Below are 19,323 nucleotides of genomic sequence, written 5' to 3'. Positions count from 1 at the left end.
TCAGCCGCGCTCCGCCCGCGTGTGCCGCGGCGGCCCCGGCTCGGCCGTCAGGAGCGCGTCGAGCGACTCGGTGGGCGCCGAGCTGTCGACCGGCTCGCGCGGTCCGGGCGCGGTGGCGGCGGCCGCCGTGCCGGCGAGCGTCGTGTCGGCGGGCGTCGCCTCCGCAGGCGCCGTCTCGGCGTGGGCCGCCCGCTGCTTGACCGGGGTCCAGGCGAACGCGAGCGCCCCGCCCACCAGCGCCAGCAGCATGCCGACCAGGAACCCGCCCAGGTTCGAGGTGAGCCAGGAGACCAGCCCGAGCACCAGGGAGAGCACCGCGTAGAAGACCCGTTGCTGCGGCGTGGTGATCAGCAGCACGCCGCAGATCACCAGGATCGCCGGGACCAGGTACGCGGCCAGGCCCTGCGGCCCGACGTGCAGCAGTACGCCGAGCGGCGCGCGCAGCGTCACCAGCATCTCCGCGCCGCCGAGCGCGATGAGCAGCCCGGCGGTGAACGGCCGGGCGCGCCGCCAGTGCCGCCAGCGTGCGCGGACACCGGCGGCCGGCGCCGTGTGCTGTCCCGCGGTCACGTCAGCACCCGTCGGAGCTGAAGCCCATGCGCAGGTTGGGCAGCGTGAAGATCGCGGCGGTGGTGGCGTAGTTGTTCTGCCGCAGGTTGGTGATGGTCACCGTGTCGGCCTGCTGGGCGAACACGCCCGGGTTGCCCTTGACCCCGGGGACCTTGTCGACGGTGCTGGCGTCCTGCCCGACGTCGATGTTCTTGAAGGAGGCGTTGCCGGCGATCTCGTCGCCGTCGACCACGAGCGTGCGGGCGGTCACGGGCTTGCCGGCATTGCCGGCGGTGATCCGCAGGTTGGTCCCGCCCAGGTTGATGCTCTGGCAGAGATTCGTCAGTTCGGCCTTGTCGATGGCCGAGACGATCACGAGCACCTGCCCGCCGGTGTCGCCCTGGTTGGGGCTGTCCGGGATCATCTGGTCGAGCGTGGCGAACTGTTCGAACCCGGTCCCCTCCAGTTTGTCGGCGGTGACGGTGAACGGCATGCCCGAGATGGCGAACTGCGCGCCGAGGACACCCTGGGCGGTGAGCATCACCATGCCGGCCGCGCCGACCGTCACGGTGCCGAGCGTGACGGCGAACCGGCGCCAGCGTACGCCGCTTCTCGGTTGATCGATCTGCTCCGACATGCTGGCTCCCTTTCGAGATCAATTCATCCGCGACGATGTGAATTGGATTCGCGGGATGTCCGCGCCGGGTGGGCGCAGGCCGAAGTTACCGCTGAGTAAAGGGCCGGTCAACTGCCTGTAGCAGATCGTTGGGCGGCATTTGCCAAAAGCGGCCAAAGTGAAAAACCGCTGCGGTTTCTGATCGGTCAGGGATGACCGGTCGGCGCGCACGGCGCCGTGGCGGCCGGTCCGTCGTCCGGCCGGGCGGCCCGGGTGGCGCGCCGGGCGCCCTCGGGGCCGAGAAACGGCGCGGTGGCCGCGTACGTGAGCACCGGCAGCAACAGCGGGAGCTCGTCGGCCCGCCCCTGCGCCACCCGTTGCCGGATGGTGGCGTAGATGCCGCCGACCACTGTGGACACCAACGCGTCGCGATCCACCTCGGTGCCCGCCGGCTCCGGGCCGGCGTCGGCGAAGAACCGGCGGAAGCTGCGCAGCAGCGCGTCGCGTTCCCGGCGCGCGTCCGGCCCGGCCGCGTCCACCTCGACGAGTGCGATCCGGGCGAAGGCGGGCACGCTGGCCAGCACGTCGAGCAGCGTGCGCAGCGCCGCGCGGGCGGCGACCGGCCAGGCCGGGCCGGCGTCGCGGTAGGCGTCCTCCATCAGGTGCGACACCACTGCGATGCCGTGCCGGTACGCGGCCAGGAAGGCGTCCTGCTTGCCGGTGAAAAGCGCGTAGAAGGCGGGCCGGGTGACGCCGGCCGCGTGGCAGATGTCGCTGACCCGGGCGTTGTCGTACCCCCGGGCGGCGACCTCGCGGACCAGCCCGTCGAAGAGGCGGTCGCGCTGGGTCGCCGCCACCTCCTCGGCCGGCACGCGGCGCGGGCCGCGCTTGATGGCGCGGTCCGGGTCGCGGCCGTGGCGGGCGCCCGGCAGGGGTACGGGCGCCGGTGGCGGCGGGCTCGGGACGGTCACCTGTCGACCTCTCTCGATGCGTTGACTTTACGACCCTCCGGGGTTTATAACTTTCGACACGCTCAGTTCACGCCCCGTCACCGCTGGTGATCTCTCCTCGTCGGTCACCCCGTACGTGTCGAAGGAGGGCCGGATGGCTGCCATTATCGCCGCGCGCACCCGTCCCCCCAAGGCCGGGAAGACCGAGGTGACGCGGCGTCGCCGCACTGCGCCACGCCGCCCGGCCCGCTGAGGCCGCAACGGCGCACCACCACCGTCGGCGGTCCGATTCCGGCCGCCGCGCCCACCGGCTCCGTCCATTCCGGACGCCGCCGGCACCGTTTCCTGTCCCACTGTCGGAAGGAACAACCATGCCCAGGTACGGACGCATCGGCGCGGGCCTCGCCGCCCTGGCGCTGCTGACCGGTCTGGTCGGCGCCGCCCCCGCCACCGCCGCACCCACCACCTCGCTGGCCAGCGCCGTGCTGACCTACCCGACCGTCGCCGGCACCGCCGTGTCGGTGGGCGACGTCATCCAGGCCAGCCTGCGCAGCGGTACGAACGCCACGTTCTACTCCTCGACCAGCGGCACCACCGGCATCAAGTGCGCCGCGTCCAGCTTCAGCGCCAAGGTGCTGACCAACCCGACCGCTCCCGGCACCGCGACCGAGAGCCTGACCGCGCAGTCGTTCTCCAGCTGCACGACGAACGTCTTCGGCACCACCGGCGTGCAGAGCGTGACTGTCAACAACCTGCCCTACACCACCTCGGTGACCAGCGCCGGCGTCGTCAAGATCTCCGGGACGACGACGGCGCCGATCCAGAGCACCGTCGTGCTCAACTCGCTGCTCGGAACGATCACCTGCGTCTACCGGACGAGCACGAACTCGCTCACCGGTACGGCGTCCAACGGCACCAACTCGATCAGCTTCACCAACCAGCCGCTCACCAAGTTCTCCGGCCCGTCGCTCTGCTTCGGCACCGCGTACTTCACCGCCTCGTACTCGCCGGTGAAGGACACCAGCAAGACCGGCAGTCCGGCCGTCTACGTCAACTGACACCCGGCACTCGGGCCGGTGCGCGGCGATTCGCCGGGCACCGGCCCGCACGCCGGTTCAGCCCGCCGCCAGCGTCGCGTGCAGCGCGCGCATCGACCGCAGCGCCGACCGGATCTCCTGCAGGTAGCGGCCCGGCGTCAGGGTCGGCTCCGGTACGTCGACCGCGGCGCGAGTGGCCGGGTCCACCCCGACCGTCTCGATGCCGCACCCGTACGGCACGGCGAGCGTCCGCAGCGCGTCGCAGTGCTGGAACGGCACGTAGATCGGGGCGGTCACCATCAGCACGTCGTCGCCCGCGCGCAGCCGCACGTGCTCGGCCCAGAACCGCTGCGTGTCGGCGGTGTGCGCGCGACGGCGGTCCGGCTCGCTCGACGGCGCGGCGAGCACCCGTACCGGGGGCAGCCCGGCCGGCCGGTAGGTGCGCGAGGACCAGGCGCGGTGCGGATGCCCCGCCGGCTCGCCGCGCCCGTCGTCCGGCGCGTCCACCCCGAACGCCAGCCGCACCCCGGCGTCCAGGACGTCGACCTCGGTGGCGCAGCCGGACAGCCCTGCTGCGTCGAGCGTGCGGCACTCGGCCGCCGAGAGCGGCCGGAAACTGCCCAGCACGGCCACCTCGCCGGTCACCTCGGCCGCCGTCCGGGCCAGCATCGCCGCGTACGCGGTGCGCCGCAGGCAGGCGTGCGCCAGCCCGCCGAGCACCAGCAGGTGCGCGTACCCGGATCGGGCCGGCGCGACGGCGCGGACCAGGCCGAGCGCGGCGGCGGCGCTCAACACCACCTCGGCGGTGGCCGGGTCGAACGCCGGCTCCCGGGCGTCCGGGCGTTCCCGCCCCTGCCGGAAGTCCCAGCGGCGGGCCGAGAACGCGTCCAGGCCGGCCAGCACCGCCGCCAGGTCGCCGTCGGGCCAGTCACCGCCGAAGTGCGCCACCAGGCCCCGCACCGGCGTGGACTCCACCCAGGACCGGATCCCGGCCAGGAAGTGCGCCCGCGTCGTCCCCGCCACGCCGCCCGGCAACGTCACCTGATCCGTCCGCACCCGGCGGATGCTACCGCCGGGCCTCCCGGCACGGTGCCGGTTGTCCCGGCCCCGGTCGTGGTGGGAACGTGCGGGGATCCACCTCCGCTGAAGGGTGCGCCGATGACCTCCGACGACCTGCTGGCCCGGCACCGGGCAGTGCTCCCGTCCTGGATGCCGCTCTACTACGCCGAACCGCTGGAACTGGTGGCCGGCTCCGGCCGCCGGGTCACCGACGCGGCCGGCCGGACCTATCTGGACTTTTTCGGCGGGGTGCTGACCACGATGGTCGGTCACGACATCCCGGAGATCCGGGAGGCGGTCGAGCGGCAACTGCGTACCGGCCTCGTGCACACCTCCACGCTCTACCTGATCCGCCAGCAGGTCGAGCTGGCCGAGAAGATCGCCCGGCTCTCCGGCATTCCGGACGCCCGCGTCTTCTTCACCAACTCCGGCACCGAGGCGAACGAGGCCGCGCTGCTGGTCGCCACGAACCACCGGCGCTCGCACCAGATTCTCGCGGTGCGCAACAGCTACCACGGCCGGTCGTACGCGACGATGGGTGTCACCGGCAACCGCGGCTGGTCGGCCAGCGCGCTGAACCCGTTGCAGGTGGCCTGGCTGCACTCCGGCGAGCGGCTGCGCGGGCTGCTGGCCCGGCTGGACGCCGCCGACCGGGTCGACGCGGCGGTCGAGGACCTGCGCGAGGTGCTCGCCACCCAGACCGCCGGCGACGTGGCCTGCCTGATCGCCGAGCCGGTCCAGGGCGTCGGCGGCTTCGTGCACGGCCCGGACGGCCTCTTCGCCGCCTGGAAGAAGGTGCTCGACGAGCACGGCATCCTGCTGATCAGCGACGAGGTGCAGACCGGGTGGGGTCGCACCGGCGAGCACTTCTGGGGCTACCAGGCGCACGGCGTGACGCCGGACCTGCTCACCTTCGCCAAGGGCATCGGCAACGGCTTCGCGCTGGCCGGGGTGGTCGGCCGGGCCGAGGTGCTGGAGTCGGTGCCGGCGATCAGCTTCTCCACGTTCGGCGGCAACCCGGTCTCCACCGCCGCCGGCAACGCGGTGCTCGACTACCTGCTCGACCACGACCTCCAGGCCAACGCCGCCCGGGTCGGCGCGATCCTCGGCGACGGCCTGCGCGCTGCGACCGCCGGGCTGGGCCAGGTCGCCGAGGTGCGCGGCAAGGGCCTGATGCTCGCCGTCGAGTTCGTCCACCCGGGAACCGTCGAGCCGGACGCGGCGCTGACCACCCGCGTCTTCGAGGCGTGCCGGGCCGGCGGCCTCCTGGTGGGCAAGGGCGGCCTGTACGGCAACGTGATCCGGATGGGCCCGCCGCTGACGCTCACCGAGGACGAGGCCCGCGAGGGTCTGGCGATCCTGGTCGAGGCCGTTCACAGCGCGATCGGCGGGTGAACGTCAGTCCGGCCGGTCCTCCCGCCCGGCCCTGAGCAACCGCAGCAGACCCGCCCCGGCCAGGTACGCCACGAGCGCCGGGGCGGGCAGGCCCAGCGGCTCCGGCGCCGTCTTGGGCGCGAGGCTGTTCAGCAGCAGGCCGACCAGCACGCCCGCGTACCCGGCGAGGGCCAGTCCGGCGCGCAGCCGCCGCCGCCCGGCCCCGGCCGGACCGGTCGCGGCCGGGCGGCGGGTCCGGGCCTCGACCGGGCCGAAGACCCCGACCAGCACGGCCAGCACCGCGGCCAGCGCGAGCAGCCACGGTACGCGCCACGCCCACCAGGCCGCCGAGCCGACCGGGGGAGTGGGCAGCACGCCGAGCGCGTCCAGCAGGCCGACCAGCAGCACCGCGGCGGTCAGGTGCCAGAGGAACAGGGTGAGCACCACCGCGTTGACCGCGAGCACCGCCTGCCACGGGCCGGACCGGCGCAGCCAGCGCCCGGCCGGGCGCCGCAGCAGCAGGATCAGGCCGAGCTGGGCGGCGGCAGCGGCCATCAGCGCCAGGCTCGGCGGCGCCGCGTTGTCCAGCCGCTCACCGGGGACGTGCAACATCGCCACCGGGTACGGCCCGGCCGTCGTGAGCAGCACCAGCGCGACCAGCCCACCGCCGAGCAGGAGCGCGCCCGCCCGGCGGGACAGCGGCAGCCCTCGGCGGAGCAGGCCCCGCCGTCCGGCGTGTTCGGCGCGGGTGTCCGGCCGGGCGGCGTCGTACCAGGCGAAACCGAGTTGGTGCACGGCCAGCCAGCCCAGCAGGTAGTTGCCGTCGGCGAGCGCGGCCGGGCCGAGGAGCCGGCCGAGGTCGCCGAGCGCGACCAGCGCCACGAGCACCATCGGCACGGCGAGCCCGAACCGGCGGTGCAGCGCGTACATCGGCGGGGTCAGCGCGACCACCGCGACGTAGGCGACCAGGAACCACAGCGGGATGGTGGCGAACCAGACCACGGCGCGCACCTGCGTCGCGTCGGCGCCGCGCAACGTGGCGATCCCCGCGCCGGCGGCCAGGACCAGCAGCAGCACGGTGGTCGGCCGGACCAGCCGGGCGCTGCGGTCGACCAGCCAGCCCGTCGCCGAGCCGCCCCGGCGGCGGCGGGAGGTGAGCGAGGCGGCGTTCGCGTAGCCGCCGACCAGGAAGAACACCGGCATCACCTGGGCCACCCAGGTCAGCGGCCAGGCCCAGCGCAGGTCGGCCAGCGCGGAGTGACCGGCGGGGCGGCCGTCGTCGTACCCGATCGCGGTCACGCCCCAGTGGCCGAGCACGACCATGGCGATGGCCACCGCCCGGAGCAGGTCGATGTAGCGTTCCCGCCCCGGCGGCGTGCGTTGCGCGAGCTGCCGCAGGCGGCGCATGAGGTCAGGCTAGGCGAGCGCGCTGCGACCGGTACGGATAACGGATCGGTCGAGGGGTCTTGTGGTCCCCGTCGCACTGTCGTAGAAATTCTTCAGTGGAAATGCCTTCCGTGAAGACAAGCAACGGTTTGCTCACCAGGCGTACCCGAACCGAGGAGATGCGATGAACAGGCGTGAGATCCTTCGGCGCAGCGCCGCCGCCGGCCTGCTGGCCACCCCCGCCGCCGGCCTGCTCGCCGGCTGCGCCACCTCCGGTGGTGACGACGAGGGCGACGGCGGCGCGTACAAGGGCACGAAGAGCGAGCAGAACCCGCTCGGCGTCGCCGAGGACGCCCCGCTCGAGGTGGTGATCTTCAACGGCGGCTTCGGCGAGGACTACGCCAAGGCCCACGAGGCCATGTACAAGGAGCGGTACCCGAAGGCGGAGATCAAGCACTCGGCCACCGCGGAGATCAGCAAGACGCTCCAGCCCCGCTTCGTCGACGGCAGCCCGCCCGACGTGGTGAACAACTCCGGCGCCGGCCAGATCGACTTCAACGGCCTGGTCTCGCAGAACGCCATCGCCGACCTGGGCGAGCTGCTCGCCGCCCCCAGCCTCGACACGCCCGGCAAGACGGTCAAGGACACGCTGCTGCCCGGCACCGTCGAGGTCGGCTCCTACGACGGCCGGTTCCTGGTGCTGAACTACACCTACACGGTGTACGGCATCTGGCACTCCACGAAGCTCTTCGCCGACCGTGGCTGGGAGGACGCCAAGACCTGGGACGACCACATCGCGCTCTGCCGCCGGATCAAGGCCGCCGGCATCGCCCCCTGGACGTACGCCGGTGTGCACCCCCGTTACATGAGCTGGCCGCTGATCTCCACCGCGATCAAGTTCGGCGGCCCGTCGGTCGCGCTGGCCATCGACAACCTGGAGCCCGGCGCCTGGAAGTCGGACGCGATGAAGACCGCCGCCGACGCCTGGCACCAGATCGTCAAGGACAAGTTCATCCTCGCCGGTTCGCCGGGCCTGGACCACAAGCAGTCGCAGACCGCCTGGTGCCAGGGCAAGGCCGCGTTCATCTCCTGCGGCTCCTGGCTGGAGAGCGAGCAGAAGGACGTCACCCCGTCCGGCTTCAACATGACAGTCGCGCCCACGCCGAGCCTCGGCAGCGGCGACAAGCTGCCGTACGAGGCGATCCGGGGCACCGCGGGCGAGCCGTTCATGGTGCCGGCGAAGGCGAAGAACGTCGCCGGTGGCCTGGAGTACTTCCGGACCATGCTGTCCCGCAAGGGCGCGCAGGACTTCACCAGGAAGGTCGCCAGCCTGCCCGTGGTCGCCGGCGCCACCGAGGGCATCGACCTGCCGCACGGGCTCGGCACCGTGGTCAAGGCGCTCGACGCGTCCGGGTCCAACGGCTTCAACTGGGTCTACAACAACTACTACCGCAAGCTGGAGCGCAACCTGGTCGACGCGGCCTGCGGCGAGTTCTTCAGCGGCCGGATCGGTCCGGCAGAGTTCCTCGACCAGTGCCAGAAGGGCGCCGACTCGATCGCGCAGGACAGCTCGGTCAAGAAGTACAAGCGGTCCGCGTGATGCGACAGGGTCGCCTCCCCCTGATCCTCACGTTCCTGCTGCCCCCGCTGGCGTTGTACGGCATCTTCGTGCTCTCGCCGTACCTCCAGGCGTTTCAGATCTCCACCACCGACTGGATGGGCTACTCCGCGCAGGCCGACCCGGTCGGCCTGGCGAACTTCCGCACGCTGCTGAACGACGGGTACGTGTGGAACGCCCTGAAGAACAACGCGATCCTGCTCGCCGTGGTGCCGGTGGTGACCATCGCGCTGGGACTGTTCTTCGCCAGCATGCTCACCATGGGCGGACGCAAGGGCCGGGCCGGGGTGACCGGGGTGCGGGGCACCTCGGTCTACCGGCTCGTCTACTTCTTCCCGCAGGTGCTCTCGGTGGTGATCATCGCGCTGCTCTGGAAGGAGATCTACAGTCCGACGAGTGGCCTGCTCAACGGCGCCCTGCGCGCCGTCGGGCTGGCCACCCCGGCCTGGCTCGGCGACCCGCGTTTCGCGTTCTGGTGCGTGCTGGCGGTGATGGTGTGGAGCAACGTCGGCTTCTACGTGGTGCTCTTCGGCGCCGCCATGCAGGCCATTCCGCGCGACATCTACGAGGCGGTGCTGCTCGACGGCGCGTCCCGCACCACGATGCTGCGGAAGATCACCATCCCGCTGCTGTGGGACACCATCCAGGTCGCGTGGATCTACCTGGCCATCGCGGCGCTCGACGGCTTCATCCTGGTCCAGCTCATGACCAACGGCGGGCCGAACTTCTCCTCCGACGTGATCGGGCTGCGGATGTACGACACGTCGTTCGGCAGCGAGAACAAGTTCGGGTACGCCTCGGCGATCGGTGTGGCGATGTTCTTCCTGACCCTCTCGGTGGCGGTGCTGGCGCTGCGCACCGCCCGGCGTGATCGGATCGAGTACTCGTGACCACCGTGGACACCGGCGCCCCGGCCGCCGAGGCGACCCGCGCGGCCACCCCGGCCGACCGTCCACCCCGGCGTGAGCTGGGCGTGGCGAACGTCTTCTCGCACGGCTTCCTCATGCTCTGGGCGGCCATGACGGTGCTGCCGCTGGCCTGGATGGTGCTCAGCTCGCTGAAGAGCAACGGCGAGATCATCGCCGAGCCGTGGGGGCTGCCCGAGGCGCTGCGCCTCGACAACTGGGCGCGGGCCTGGAGCACCGCGCACATCGGCCGGTTCTTCTTCAACAGCCTGGTGGTGGTGTCCGGCTCGCTGAGCCTGACCATGCTGCTCGGCGCCACCGCCGCGTACGTCTTCGCGCGCTACGAGTTCCGGGGCCGGCAGGTGGTCTACTACCTGTTCGTCGGCGGCATGATGTTCCCGGTGTTCCTGGCCCTGGTGCCGCTGTTCTTCGTGGTCCGCAGCGTCGGCCTGCTCGGCACCTGGCCGGGGCTGATCCTGGTCTACACCGCGTACTCGCTGCCGTTCACGGTGTTCTTCCTGACCGCGTTCTTCCGGACGCTGCCGACGTCGGTGGCGGAGGCCGCGATGATCGACGGGTGCGGGCACTTCCGGCTCTTCTTCCGGGTGATGCTGCCGATGGCGAGACCGGGACTGATCAGTGTCGGGATCTTCAACTTCCTGAGCCACTGGAACCAGTTCCTGCTGCCCCAGGTGCTGATCCCGGGCGACGGGCAGGACCGGATGCTCGCCCAGGGCCTGAGTTCGCTGGCGGTCAGCCAGGGCTACGCCGGTGACTACGCCCAGTTGTTCGCCGGCCTGACCATCGCAGTGCTGCCGGTCCTCGTGGTGTACGTGGCGTTCCAGCGCCAGGTCCAGTCCGGACTGACCGCCGGGCAGCTCAAGTGAGGTCGTTGCCACGGGCAACGGGGCAGTGGAGAAGATCGAAGTGACCTAGGGTGAGCCGGCACGCTCATCTATCGACAGGAATCTCATGTTCTTCCTCATCTACACGCTGTTGCTGTTGCTCGGCGGCATCGCGATGATCGCGGTAGGCATAGCCGTCAAGGAGCAGGGCAAGGGCTCCCGGATCCTCAACGTGATCATCGGCCTGGCCTTCTTCGGGTACGGCTTCTACCTGCTCTTCCTCTTCGACGGTGACAGCTACCGGATCTTCTTCTACGTCTTCGTCCTGCCGATCCTGCTGATCGTGCGCGCGGTGAAGGCACGCAAGGAGGCACGCGAGCAGGCGGGCGCGCAGCAGTTCGCCGGTGGGCAGGCGTTCCCGGGCGGCCAGCAGTTCGCGGGCGGGCCGCAGCAGTACCCGGGCGGCCAGCAGTTCGTCGGCGGCCAGCAGCAGCACCCCGGCGGACAGCAGCAGTTCGCAGGCGGCCAGCAGCACCCCGGCGGCCAGCAGCAGTTTGCAGGGGGTCAGCAGCAGTTCGCGGGCGCGCCGCAGTACCCGGGCGGGCAGCAGCAGCCGGGCATGTACCCGGGGGCGGGGCACGGTCAGTCCGGCCAGGCGTTCCCGCCCGCTCAGGGTCAGCCCGCCCCGGGCCAGCCCGCACCGTACGGCGCCGCGCCGCAGGGTCATCCGGCTCAGCCCGCCCCGCAGGGCTGGCACCCGAATCAGCCGAACTCGCAAGACCGATACTGATCAGTCGGATTACCCGGCCCACGCCGAGAACCGCCGGAAGCGGCGACTGGAACGCCATGGGTGCCAAACCGGCGTTATGACACCCATGGCGTTCCACCCCACCGCCGAGCGCCGCAGCGCAGCGGGGCGGGTCAGGTGGGTGGGGGCACGAGGCGGGCGTGCAGCGCTGCCGCGTCGGTCACCTCGGGCAGGTCCCGGGCGGCGAGCCAGGCCGCGGCGGCGGCCCCGTCCCCGGCACCGGAAAGCGGCGCGTCCGGCCATCGGTCGGCCAGTTCCGCGCGTACCGCGCCGGCCAGCGGGGTGTCGCCGGTGAGCAGCCCGCCGCCGAGCACCACCGGATCGGTCGCGCCGGGCGGGCGGATCCGGGACACGCTCTCCGCCAGCGCCGCGGCGGCCTCGGCGATCAGCGCGACTGCCGTCGGCTCCTCGTCGCGGGCCGACGACACCACGAGCGGGGCGAGCCGGGCCAGCTCCACAGGGGGCCGGCGGGTCACCGCCTGCACCACGGCGTCGACTGTCGCGCGCGGGCGGTCGTCCACTTCGGTCGCGCCGGTCAGTTCCGTGAGCACCCGTCGGCCCAGGTCACCTGGTGCTTCCGCGCGGTCCAGATCGGCCAGCAGCCGCCGGACCGCCTCGCGGCCGAGCCAGAATCCCGAGCCGGCGTCGCCGAGCAGCCAGCCGTGGCCGTCGGCGGTGCGGTCCAGCCGCAGGTCGCGTACCTGGGCGGCGATCGCGCCGGTGCCGGCGATGAGCACCGTGCCGTCCGGGGCGGCGGTGCCGGAGGCGTAGGCGACCAGGGCGTCGCCGTGCACCGCGTACGGGCAGCGCAGTCCCGCCTCGGCCCAGGCCCTGTCGAACGCGTCGCGGCCGTTCGGGTCGGCCAGGAGGCGGCCGGCTCCGGCGAGGCCGATGACGCCGGCGCGTACCCGGGTCGGGTCGATGTCGGCGAGCGCCGCGCGCAGGGCGGCGAGCAGTTCGGCGGCGGCCCGCTCGGCGCCGTGACTGGTCGGGTTGCCGCCACCGGCCCGGCCGGCGCCCAGGCGGGCGCCGTCGAGGCTGAGCGCTGCCGCGCGGGTGGACGTACCCCCGACGTCGAGGCCGACCACGACGGTGTCCGACATGGTCCTCATGCTGGTCGGCCGCGTCGCCGGACGCAAGATCGCGGCCGTGCGCCAGGTAACAGTTTGAAAACTTCGCCCACAGTCTTGACACGGAGGGGCCTTCAGTAAGAACTTTTACCACTAACAGTTAACACTCTTTTCCGAAAGGCGCCCGCCGATGGCCGAGCACGAGGTGGAGACTTCCGCGGCGACCGCGGTGGTCGATGCCGGTCCGGCCGACCGGCTGGGCGCCGACGGGGTGCTGGCCCGGGTCCGGGCCGGCGCGGGGGAGCTGACCGGCGCGTTGCGCCGGGTCGCCGAGCACGTGCTCAGCGACCCGGAGGCAGCGGCCCGGGCCACCATCGTCGAGCTGGCCGAGCGCAGCGGCACGTCACCGGCGACCATCACCCGGTTCTGCCGGGCGATGGGCTTCGAGGGGTACGCCGACCTGCGGCTCGGCATCGCCGCCGAGACCGGGCGGGCCCGCTCCGCCGGCTGGACCGTCGACATCGGACGTGAGATCCAGCCCGGCGACCCGCTGTCCCGGGTGCTCGACCAGATCATGGCCGCCGACACGCGGGCCATGCACGACACCGCCGCACTGTTGGACCTGGCCGAGGTGGAACGCGCCGCGGTCGCCATCGCCGGGGCCAGCCGGGTGAACATCTTCGGCGCCAGCGGCAGCGCGCTCGTCGGCGAGGAGATGCAGTTCAGCCTGCACCGCATCGGGGTGGCGGCATGGGCCTGGAGCGACGTGCACGAAGGGCTGGCCAGTGCCGCGCTGCTGGGCGCCGGGGACGTCGCGCTCGGCATCTCGCACACCGGGCAGACCCGGGAGACGATCGAGCTGCTCGCCGAGGCCGGCAGCCGCGGCGCCACCACCGTCGCGCTCACCGGCTTCCCCCGCTCGCCGCTCGCCGAGCTTGCCGACATCGTGCTGGTCACCGCCAGTCAGGCGACCACGTTCCGGCCCGACGCGCTCTCCGCCCGGCATCCCCAACTCGTCGTGCTCGACCTGCTCTACATCGCGGTGGCGCAGCGTACCCACGACCGCGCCCACGCGGCCTTCCGGCGTACCGCCCAGGCCGTCGACGGGCACAAGGCCGCGAAGGGGTCCCTCTCATGATCAGTGCCCAGCGGTACGCCGACGCGGTCCGCCCGGTGCTCGACCGGCTGGTCGACACCCAGGCGGTAGCGGTGGACCGGGCAGCCGACCTGATCGCCTCCGGCCTGCGCGCCGGTGGCGTCCTCCAGGCGTTCGGCGCCGGTCACTCCGAGGCGTTCGCCGCCGAGCTGGTCGCCCGGGCCGGCGGCCTGGTCCCCGCCAACCGGCTCTCCCTGCACGACCTCGTGCTGCACGGCGACGCGCCCCGCGACGTGCTCGCCGACCCGAAACTGGAACGCGACCCGGCCGTGGCGCACCAGCTCTACGCGCTGGCGGCGCCGCAGCCGCAGGACGTGTTCGTGGTCGCCTCGCAGTCCGGCATCAACGGCTCGGTGGTCGAGCTGGCGACGCTCGTCAAGCGCGGCGGCCATCAGCTGATCGCTGTCACCTCGGTCGAGCACACCGCGCGGGTCGCTCCTCGGCACCCGTCCGGGCACCGGCTCGCCGACCTCGCCGACGTCGTGCTGGACAACGGCGCGCCGTACGGCGACGCACTGCTGCCGCTCGAGGGCGGCGGCGCGGTCTGTGCGGTCTCCTCGGTCACCGCGGCGCTGCTGGCGCAGCTGCTGACCGCCGAGGTCGTACGACGGTTCCACCAGGCCGGAGAGGTACCCCCTGTCTACCTCTCCGCCAACGTCCCCGGTGGGGACGAGCACAACCTCGCCCTCGAGTCGCGGTACGCCGGGCGCCTCCGGCGGACCGCCTGACCCGACACCACAAGGAGAGACAAGATGTCGGTTACTCCCGAGAAGTTCGGCGACGTCAGCCGTCGGACGCTGCTGCGGCGCGCCGCCGCGGCCGGTCTGCTGGCCGTACCGGCGGCGGGTCTGCTGAGCGCCTGCGCCGGCAGCGAGCCGAGCAAGTCCGACGGCGGCGGCGCGGCCAAGAGCAAGGACAACCCGTTCGGCGTCAAGGACGGCAGCGCGGTCAAGGTGGTGGTCTTCAACGGCGGCCTGGGCGACCAGTGGGCCAAGGAAGACAAGGTCATCTTCAACGCCAAGCACGCGAACGTCACGGTCAACATGTCTTCCACCCAGAAGATCAAGACCGAAGAGCAGCCCAAGATGGCGACGCAGCCGAGCGACCTGGTGATGAACTCGGGCGCCGACATGATGGACCGCAGCACGCTCATCAACGAGGGCGCCATCGAGCCGCTGGACGACCTGCTCACCGCGCCGGCCTGGGACAGCGAGGGGACCGTGGCCGACAGCCTGCTGCCGGGCACCGTCGCCGACGGTACGCAGAACGGCAAGTTCTACGTGGTCAACGTGGCGTACACGGTCTGGGGCAACTGGTACAACGCCGCCCTGTTCAAGAAGGAGGGCTGGACGGCGCCGACCACCTGGGACGAGTTCTTCGCGCTCGCGCCGAAGATCAAGGCCAAGGGCATGGCGCCGTACGTGCACGACGCGGTGCACGGCTACTACCCGCGCTGGGCGCTGTTCGCCAGCATCTGGAAGGCGGTCGGCAAGCAGGCCGTCGTCGACATCGACAACCTGAAGGACGGCGCCTGGAAGGCCGACGGCATCGTCGCGGCGCTGGAGCCGTGGGAGAAGCTGGTCAAGGACAAGCTGCTGCTGCCGGGCAAGCTCGACCACACCCAGTCGCAGCAGGCGTTCCTGGACGGCAAGGCAGCCTTCATCCAGGTCGGCACCTGGCTGAAGAACGAGATGGCCGCGACCATCCCGCCGGGCTTCGAGATGACCATCTCCGACTACTGGAGCAAGAGCGGGGACAAGGCCGCCAAGGACGTCTTCGCCTCCTCCGGCGAGGGCTTCGTGGTGCCGAGCAAGGCGCCGAACAAGGAGGCCGCGAAGGAGTTCCTGCGGGCCATCCTGTCCAAGGCCGGCTCGGCGAAGTTCGCCGAGCTGACCAAGTCGCTGGCCTCCACCAAGGGCTCCGGCGACAACGTCCAGGACACCGCGCTGGCCTCGGCGAACTCGCTGATGAAGAACGGCAGCTCCGACCTGATCTCGGTCAAGTTCCCGGACTTCTACGCCGACCTGGACAAGGAGAGCCAGAACCTCTCCGAGGAGCTGATGGCCGGCCGGCTCACCGCGCAGCAGTTCGTCGACAAGATGCAGGCGGCCGCCGACAAGGTCGCCAAGGACTCGTCGGTCAAGAAGCAGACCCGCACCGCCTGATCACCGCGAGGAAGTGAGTCCAATGCGGCACGGAGTCGCGCGTTTCGTCACGGGTTTCCTGGCCCTGCCCGTCGCGCTGTACCTGTTCTACGTGGTGTGGCCGTTCGCCCAGGCGGCGGGGTACTCGCTGACCGACTGGGGTGGGTACTCGGATTCCCAGCGCTTCGTCGGGCTGGACAACTACGTCCGGCTGATCTCCGACGAGCTGATCCGGAAGGCGTTCTGGCACAACGTCTTCTTCCTGGTCACCGTGCCGCTGTTCACGATCGCGCTGGCCCTGTTCCTCGCGTTCCTGCTCAACGTGGGCGGACGCGAGGACAGGGCCGGCATCCGCGGGGTGTTCGGCTCCGGGATCTACAAGGTCATCTTCTTCTTCCCGCAGGTGCTGTCGCTGGTGGTCATCGCCGTCATGTGGCAGCAGATCTACCGCACCGACGGGCAGGGCCTGATCAACGGCCTGCTCATCAAGATCGGGCTGGTCGACGCGGACAACCCGATCGCCTTCACCGCCGACCCGGAGCCGTTCCTCGGCGTGCCGGCGGTGCTCTGGTGGCTGCTGTTCATCGCGGTGTGGAGCGGCGCCGGCTTCTACATGGTGCTGTTCTCCGCCGCGATGCAGTCGATCCCGAAGGACATCTACGAGGCCGCCATCCTCGACGGCGCGGGCCGGTTCCACACGTTCTTCCGGGTGACGCTGCCGCTGCTGCGGGACAGCATCTCGGTCGCCTGGGTGTATCTGGGCTTCATCGCGCTGGACATGTACGCGCTGGTCTTCGTCATGACGCCGAGCCAGGGCGGGCCGAACCACGCCAGCGAGATCTTCGCCTCGGTGATCCAGTTCAACGCGTTCCAGAAGGGCCAGTTCGGTTACGCCTGCGCGATCGCTGTCGCGCTGGCCATCTTCACCATCCTGCTGGCCGCGCTCCAGCTGAGGATCACCCGCCGTGAGCGGATCGAGTACTGAGGAGGTCTGGACGATGAGCACTGTGACCCACACCTCCGGTCCGGCCCGGTCCGACACGGCGCCGCCGGACCGGCCGCCGGTGGACCGGCGTACGAAGGACGTCGGCAACGGCTTCGGCGGCCGGATCTTCAACGGCTTCTCGCACCTGTTCCTCGCGGTCTGGGCGATCATGGTGGTCTACCCGCTGCTGTGGGTGGTGATGTCGGCGCTCAAGACCGACTCCGAGGTGATCCGCGAACCGCTGTCGCTGATCCCCGACTCGCTGCAGTGGGACAACTTCGCCCGCGCCTGGACCGCCGGGATCGACAGCTTCTTCCTCAACACGCTGCTCGTGCTCGTGTTCAGCGTGACGTTGACGATGCTGCTCGGCTCGATGGCCGCGTACGCGCTGGCGCGCTACGAGTTCCGCGGCAACCGCCTGATCTACTGGATGTTCCTGTCCGGGCTGACGCTGCCGATCTACCTGGCCGCGGTGCCGCTGTTCAAGGGCGTCTACAACACCGGGGTGAGCCTTCCGCTGCTCGGCCCGAACAAGCACCTCATGCTGATCCTGGTCTACGTGGCCTGGTCGCTGTCGTTCACGATCTTCTTCATGCACTCGTTCTTCCGGACGCTGCCCGACTCGATCGCCGAGGCGGCACAGGTCGACGGGGCGTCGCACACCCGTACGTTCTTCAGCGTGATGCTGCCGATGGCCAAGCCGGGCCTGATCAGCATCGGCATCTTCAACGTGCTCGGCCAGTGGAACCAGTGGTACCTGCCGACGCTGCTCATGCAGTCGGTCTCCGGCGAGCCGAAGAACCAGGTGATCGCCCAGGGCCTGATCGAGTTGTCGGTGAACCAGGGGTACAAGTCCGACTGGTCCGGTCTGTTCGCCGGCGTCACCATGGCGATGCTGCCGGTGCTGATCGTGTACATCGTGTTCCAGCGCCAGGTGCAGTCCGGCCTCACCGCCGGCGTAGGCAAGTAACCCCCCGGATGTAAGGAAGGGCCCCTTGTTAACGCGCAGCGTTAAGAGGGGGCCCTTCCTCTACCGCAGGCGTTAAGAGGGGGCCCTTCCTTACACGCGGAGCGTGTCAGGGGGAGGGGGCAGAATGCGTCCGTGCTGATGGCGGTGGTGGCGGACGAGCGGGGCGGCGGCGTGCTGCAACCGCTGCACGCCGACGGCACCCCGTCCGGCCCGGCCGAGGAGGTGGCCGACCTGGCCGCCGCCGTGGCCGCCCGCGAGGCCGCCGGCCACCCCCGCTGGCTCTGGGCCGCCTGGGCGGGCGTCTACCCGGCGCTGCTGCGCGCCGGGGTCCGGCTCGACCGCTGCCACGACGTCGAGCTGACCGAGGCCCTGCTGCTCGGGCACGCGGGCCGCTGGGGCGAGCCCCGAGCGCTGCCGGCCGCCTGGGCCCGGCTGACCGGCGCGCCGGTCCCGCCGGATCCGGCGCCCCGCCCGCCCGAGCCGCCGGGCCACGCCCAGGCCGCGCTCTTCGAGCCGCCGTCGGGCCCGCCAGGTCCGGGCATCACGGCGTTGACCCGGGTGTACGCCGACCAGCTCGCCCGGATCGCCGCGACCACCCACCCCGGCCGGTTCCGGCTGCTGGTGGCCGCCGAGTCGGCGGGCGCGCTGGTGGCCGCCGAGATGGGCGCGGCCGGTCTGCCCTGGCGCGCCGACGTGCACGACGCGATCCTCGCCGACCTGCTCGGTGAGGCGTCACCGGTAGGCGGGCCGCCGCGCCGGCTGGCCGAGTTGCAGGCGCGGATCGCTGACGCGTTCGGCGTACGCCAGGTGCACGCCGACTCGCCGGCGGAGCTGTTGCGGGCGTTCGCCCGGGCGGGCGTGGAGCTGCCGAACACGCGGGCCTGGGTGCTGCGCGGGGTGGAGCATCCGGCGGCGGCGCTGGTCCTGGAGTACAAGGAGCTGTACCGGATCTGGACGGCGCACGGCTGGGCCTGGCGGGACGCCTGGGTCTCCGGCGGCCGGTTCCACCCGGAGTACGTGCCGGGCGGTGTGGTCTCCGGCCGGTGGGCGACCCGGGGCGGCGGGGCGTTGCAGATCCCGAAGGTGATCCGGCAGGCGGTGGTGGCGGATCCGGGCTGGACGTTCGTGGTTGCCGACGCGGGCCAGCTCGAACCGCGCGTGCTGGCGGCGGTCTCGGGTGACGAGCGGCTCGCCGCGGCGGGCGGCGCCGGTGACCTGTACGCCGCGTTGGCCCGGGACGCGTTCGCCGGTGACCGGGCGAAGGCCAAGGTGGCCCTGCTCGGTGCGATGTACGGGCAGACCGGCGGGGCGGCGGTGCCGGCCCTGGCGGTGTTGCGGAAGAACTATCCGACCGCGTTCGGCTACGTCGAGGCGGCGGCGCGTACCGGTGAGGCGGGCGGGCTGGTCCGGTCCTGGCTGGGCCGCACCTGCCCGCCGGGGTCGGCGGGGTTCGCCGACGGGGAGGAGGCGCTGGCCGACGGCGAGGCCGACCCGCACAGCCCGTCGGCCCGGGCGGCGCGCTCACGCGGGCGCTTCACCCGCAACTTCGTCATCCAGGCCACCGCCGCCGAGTGGGCCTCCACGCTGCTGGCCACGCTCCGCACCGAGTTGGCCGGCGCGGAGGCGGAGCTGGTGTTCTTCCAGCACGACGAGGTGGTGGTGCACTGTCCGGCCGGGCGGGCGGCGGCGGTCGCCGAGGCGGTCACCGCGGCCGGCGCGCGGGCCACCCGGCTGCTGTTCAGCGACACTCCGGTCCGGTTCCCGCTCGACCTGTCCACTGTCGACTGCTACGCAGACGCGGCATAGTCACGCAAATTTCCGTTTTGCCCCGCTACCCGCCCCCGGTCGTGC

General features: G+C 71.8%; 18 protein-coding genes. 12 read left to right on the top strand and 6 right to left on the bottom strand.

Translation table 11 applies throughout. The features are described 5' to 3' along the window. From MicB006_RS15970 to MicB006_RS15960, 3 genes are all read right to left on the bottom strand, one after another. Positions 1 to 570 (bottom strand): DUF6114 domain-containing protein, encoded by a 570-nt coding sequence (locus tag MicB006_RS15970; RefSeq protein ID WP_116507130.1) that lies wholly within the window; start codon positions 568 to 570, stop codon positions 1 to 3. A gap of 1 nt (position 571) precedes the next feature. Beyond that, a complete protein-coding gene (locus MicB006_RS15965) occupies positions 572 to 1,186 on the bottom strand; it encodes a DUF6230 family protein (protein WP_116507129.1) in 615 nt (204 codons plus the stop codon). Between the two features lie 185 nt (positions 1,187 to 1,371). Beyond that, entirely contained in the window at positions 1,372 to 2,136 is a 765-nt protein-coding gene (locus MicB006_RS15960; protein WP_116507128.1) for a TetR/AcrR family transcriptional regulator, read from the bottom strand. A 350-nt stretch (positions 2,137 to 2,486) separates the two neighbouring features. On the opposite strand from MicB006_RS15960, the gene MicB006_RS15955 reads away from it, so the two are divergent. Further along, positions 2,487 to 3,173 (top strand): Tat pathway signal sequence domain protein, encoded by a 687-nt coding sequence (locus MicB006_RS15955; RefSeq protein WP_116507127.1) that lies wholly within the window; start codon positions 2,487 to 2,489, stop codon positions 3,171 to 3,173. A 57-nt stretch (positions 3,174 to 3,230) separates the two neighbouring features. On the opposite strand, the gene MicB006_RS15950 is transcribed toward MicB006_RS15955, so the two are convergent. Next, entirely contained in the window at positions 3,231 to 4,193 is a 963-nt protein-coding gene (locus MicB006_RS15950; RefSeq protein ID WP_116507126.1) for a hypothetical protein, read from the bottom strand. A gap of 117 nt (positions 4,194 to 4,310) precedes the next feature. Between MicB006_RS15950 and MicB006_RS15945 the strand changes: the two genes are divergently transcribed. Further along, positions 4,311 to 5,606 carry an aspartate aminotransferase family protein gene (locus MicB006_RS15945; protein ID WP_073831321.1) on the top strand — a complete coding sequence of 432 codons (1,296 nt, stop codon included), beginning with the start codon at positions 4,311 to 4,313 and terminating at the stop codon, positions 5,604 to 5,606. Between the two features lie 3 nt (positions 5,607 to 5,609). Here the strand turns inward: MicB006_RS15945 and MicB006_RS15940 are convergent, their stop codons facing one another. Continuing rightward, positions 5,610 to 6,992, bottom strand: a complete 1,383-nt coding sequence (locus tag MicB006_RS15940; protein ID WP_116507124.1) for an acyltransferase — start codon at positions 6,990 to 6,992, stop codon at positions 5,610 to 5,612. Between the two features lie 163 nt (positions 6,993 to 7,155). Between MicB006_RS15940 and ngcE (MicB006_RS15935) the strand changes: the two genes are divergently transcribed. The 4 genes from ngcE (MicB006_RS15935) (at position 7,156) to MicB006_RS15920 (ending at position 11,129) form a co-directional block, all read left to right on the top strand. Then, positions 7,156 to 8,571 (top strand): N-acetylglucosamine/diacetylchitobiose ABC transporter substrate-binding protein, encoded by a 1,416-nt coding sequence (ngcE, locus tag MicB006_RS15935; protein WP_116507123.1) that lies wholly within the window; start codon positions 7,156 to 7,158, stop codon positions 8,569 to 8,571. After that, positions 8,571 to 9,479: a carbohydrate ABC transporter permease gene (locus MicB006_RS15930; protein WP_116507122.1), complete on the top strand. Its 909-nt coding sequence runs from the start codon at positions 8,571 to 8,573 to the stop codon at positions 9,477 to 9,479. Before ngcE (MicB006_RS15935) ends, MicB006_RS15930 begins: the two co-directional genes overlap by 1 nt. Beyond that, the gene (locus MicB006_RS15925) at positions 9,476 to 10,381 is read left to right on the top strand and encodes a carbohydrate ABC transporter permease (RefSeq protein WP_116507121.1); all 906 of its coding nucleotides are present in this window, start codon (positions 9,476 to 9,478) and stop codon (positions 10,379 to 10,381) included. The genes MicB006_RS15930 and MicB006_RS15925 overlap by 4 nt, the downstream gene beginning before the upstream one ends. Positions 10,382 to 10,466: 85 nt before the next feature. Beyond that, positions 10,467 to 11,129 (top strand): hypothetical protein, encoded by a 663-nt coding sequence (locus tag MicB006_RS15920; protein WP_225980384.1) that lies wholly within the window; start codon positions 10,467 to 10,469, stop codon positions 11,127 to 11,129. Positions 11,130 to 11,260: 131 nt separating this feature from the next. On the opposite strand, the gene MicB006_RS15915 is transcribed toward MicB006_RS15920, so the two are convergent. Beyond that, on the bottom strand, positions 11,261 to 12,250 hold the full coding sequence (locus MicB006_RS15915) for an N-acetylglucosamine kinase (protein ID WP_116507120.1): 990 nt from the start codon (positions 12,248 to 12,250) through the stop codon (positions 11,261 to 11,263). A 157-nt stretch (positions 12,251 to 12,407) separates the two neighbouring features. Between MicB006_RS15915 and MicB006_RS15910 the strand changes: the two genes are divergently transcribed. The 6 genes from MicB006_RS15910 to MicB006_RS15885 all read left to right on the top strand — a co-directional run bounded on the left by MicB006_RS15910 (position 12,408) and on the right by MicB006_RS15885 (position 19,278). Next, positions 12,408 to 13,355 carry a MurR/RpiR family transcriptional regulator gene (locus MicB006_RS15910; RefSeq protein WP_116507118.1) on the top strand — a complete coding sequence of 316 codons (948 nt, stop codon included), beginning with the start codon at positions 12,408 to 12,410 and terminating at the stop codon, positions 13,353 to 13,355. After that, positions 13,352 to 14,101, top strand: coding sequence for a sugar isomerase domain-containing protein (locus MicB006_RS15905; protein ID WP_073831313.1), 750 nt, complete (start codon positions 13,352 to 13,354; stop codon positions 14,099 to 14,101). The genes MicB006_RS15910 and MicB006_RS15905 overlap by 4 nt, the downstream gene beginning before the upstream one ends. A gap of 24 nt (positions 14,102 to 14,125) precedes the next feature. After that, complete coding sequence (gene ngcE, locus MicB006_RS15900) at positions 14,126 to 15,538, top strand: N-acetylglucosamine/diacetylchitobiose ABC transporter substrate-binding protein (RefSeq protein ID WP_116507117.1); 1,413 nt, start codon at positions 14,126 to 14,128, stop codon at positions 15,536 to 15,538. A gap of 22 nt (positions 15,539 to 15,560) precedes the next feature. Then, on the top strand, positions 15,561 to 16,502 hold the full coding sequence (locus MicB006_RS15895) for a carbohydrate ABC transporter permease (protein WP_073831311.1): 942 nt from the start codon (positions 15,561 to 15,563) through the stop codon (positions 16,500 to 16,502). Between the two features lie 13 nt (positions 16,503 to 16,515). After that, complete coding sequence (locus tag MicB006_RS15890) at positions 16,516 to 17,472, top strand: carbohydrate ABC transporter permease (protein WP_116507116.1); 957 nt, start codon at positions 16,516 to 16,518, stop codon at positions 17,470 to 17,472. Positions 17,473 to 17,610: 138 nt separating this feature from the next. Further along, the gene (locus MicB006_RS15885; protein ID WP_225980815.1) at positions 17,611 to 19,278 is read left to right on the top strand and encodes a bifunctional 3'-5' exonuclease/DNA polymerase; all 1,668 of its coding nucleotides are present in this window, start codon (positions 17,611 to 17,613) and stop codon (positions 19,276 to 19,278) included. The last annotated feature ends 45 nt before the right edge of the window (positions 19,279 to 19,323 follow it).

Source organism: Micromonospora sp. B006 (genome assembly GCF_003408515.1).
Lineage (GTDB): Bacteria > Actinomycetota > Actinomycetes > Mycobacteriales > Micromonosporaceae > Micromonospora > Micromonospora echinospora_A.
The sequence above is the reverse complement of the archived record's forward strand: the minus strand, read 5'-3'. Positions and strand labels throughout refer to the sequence as shown.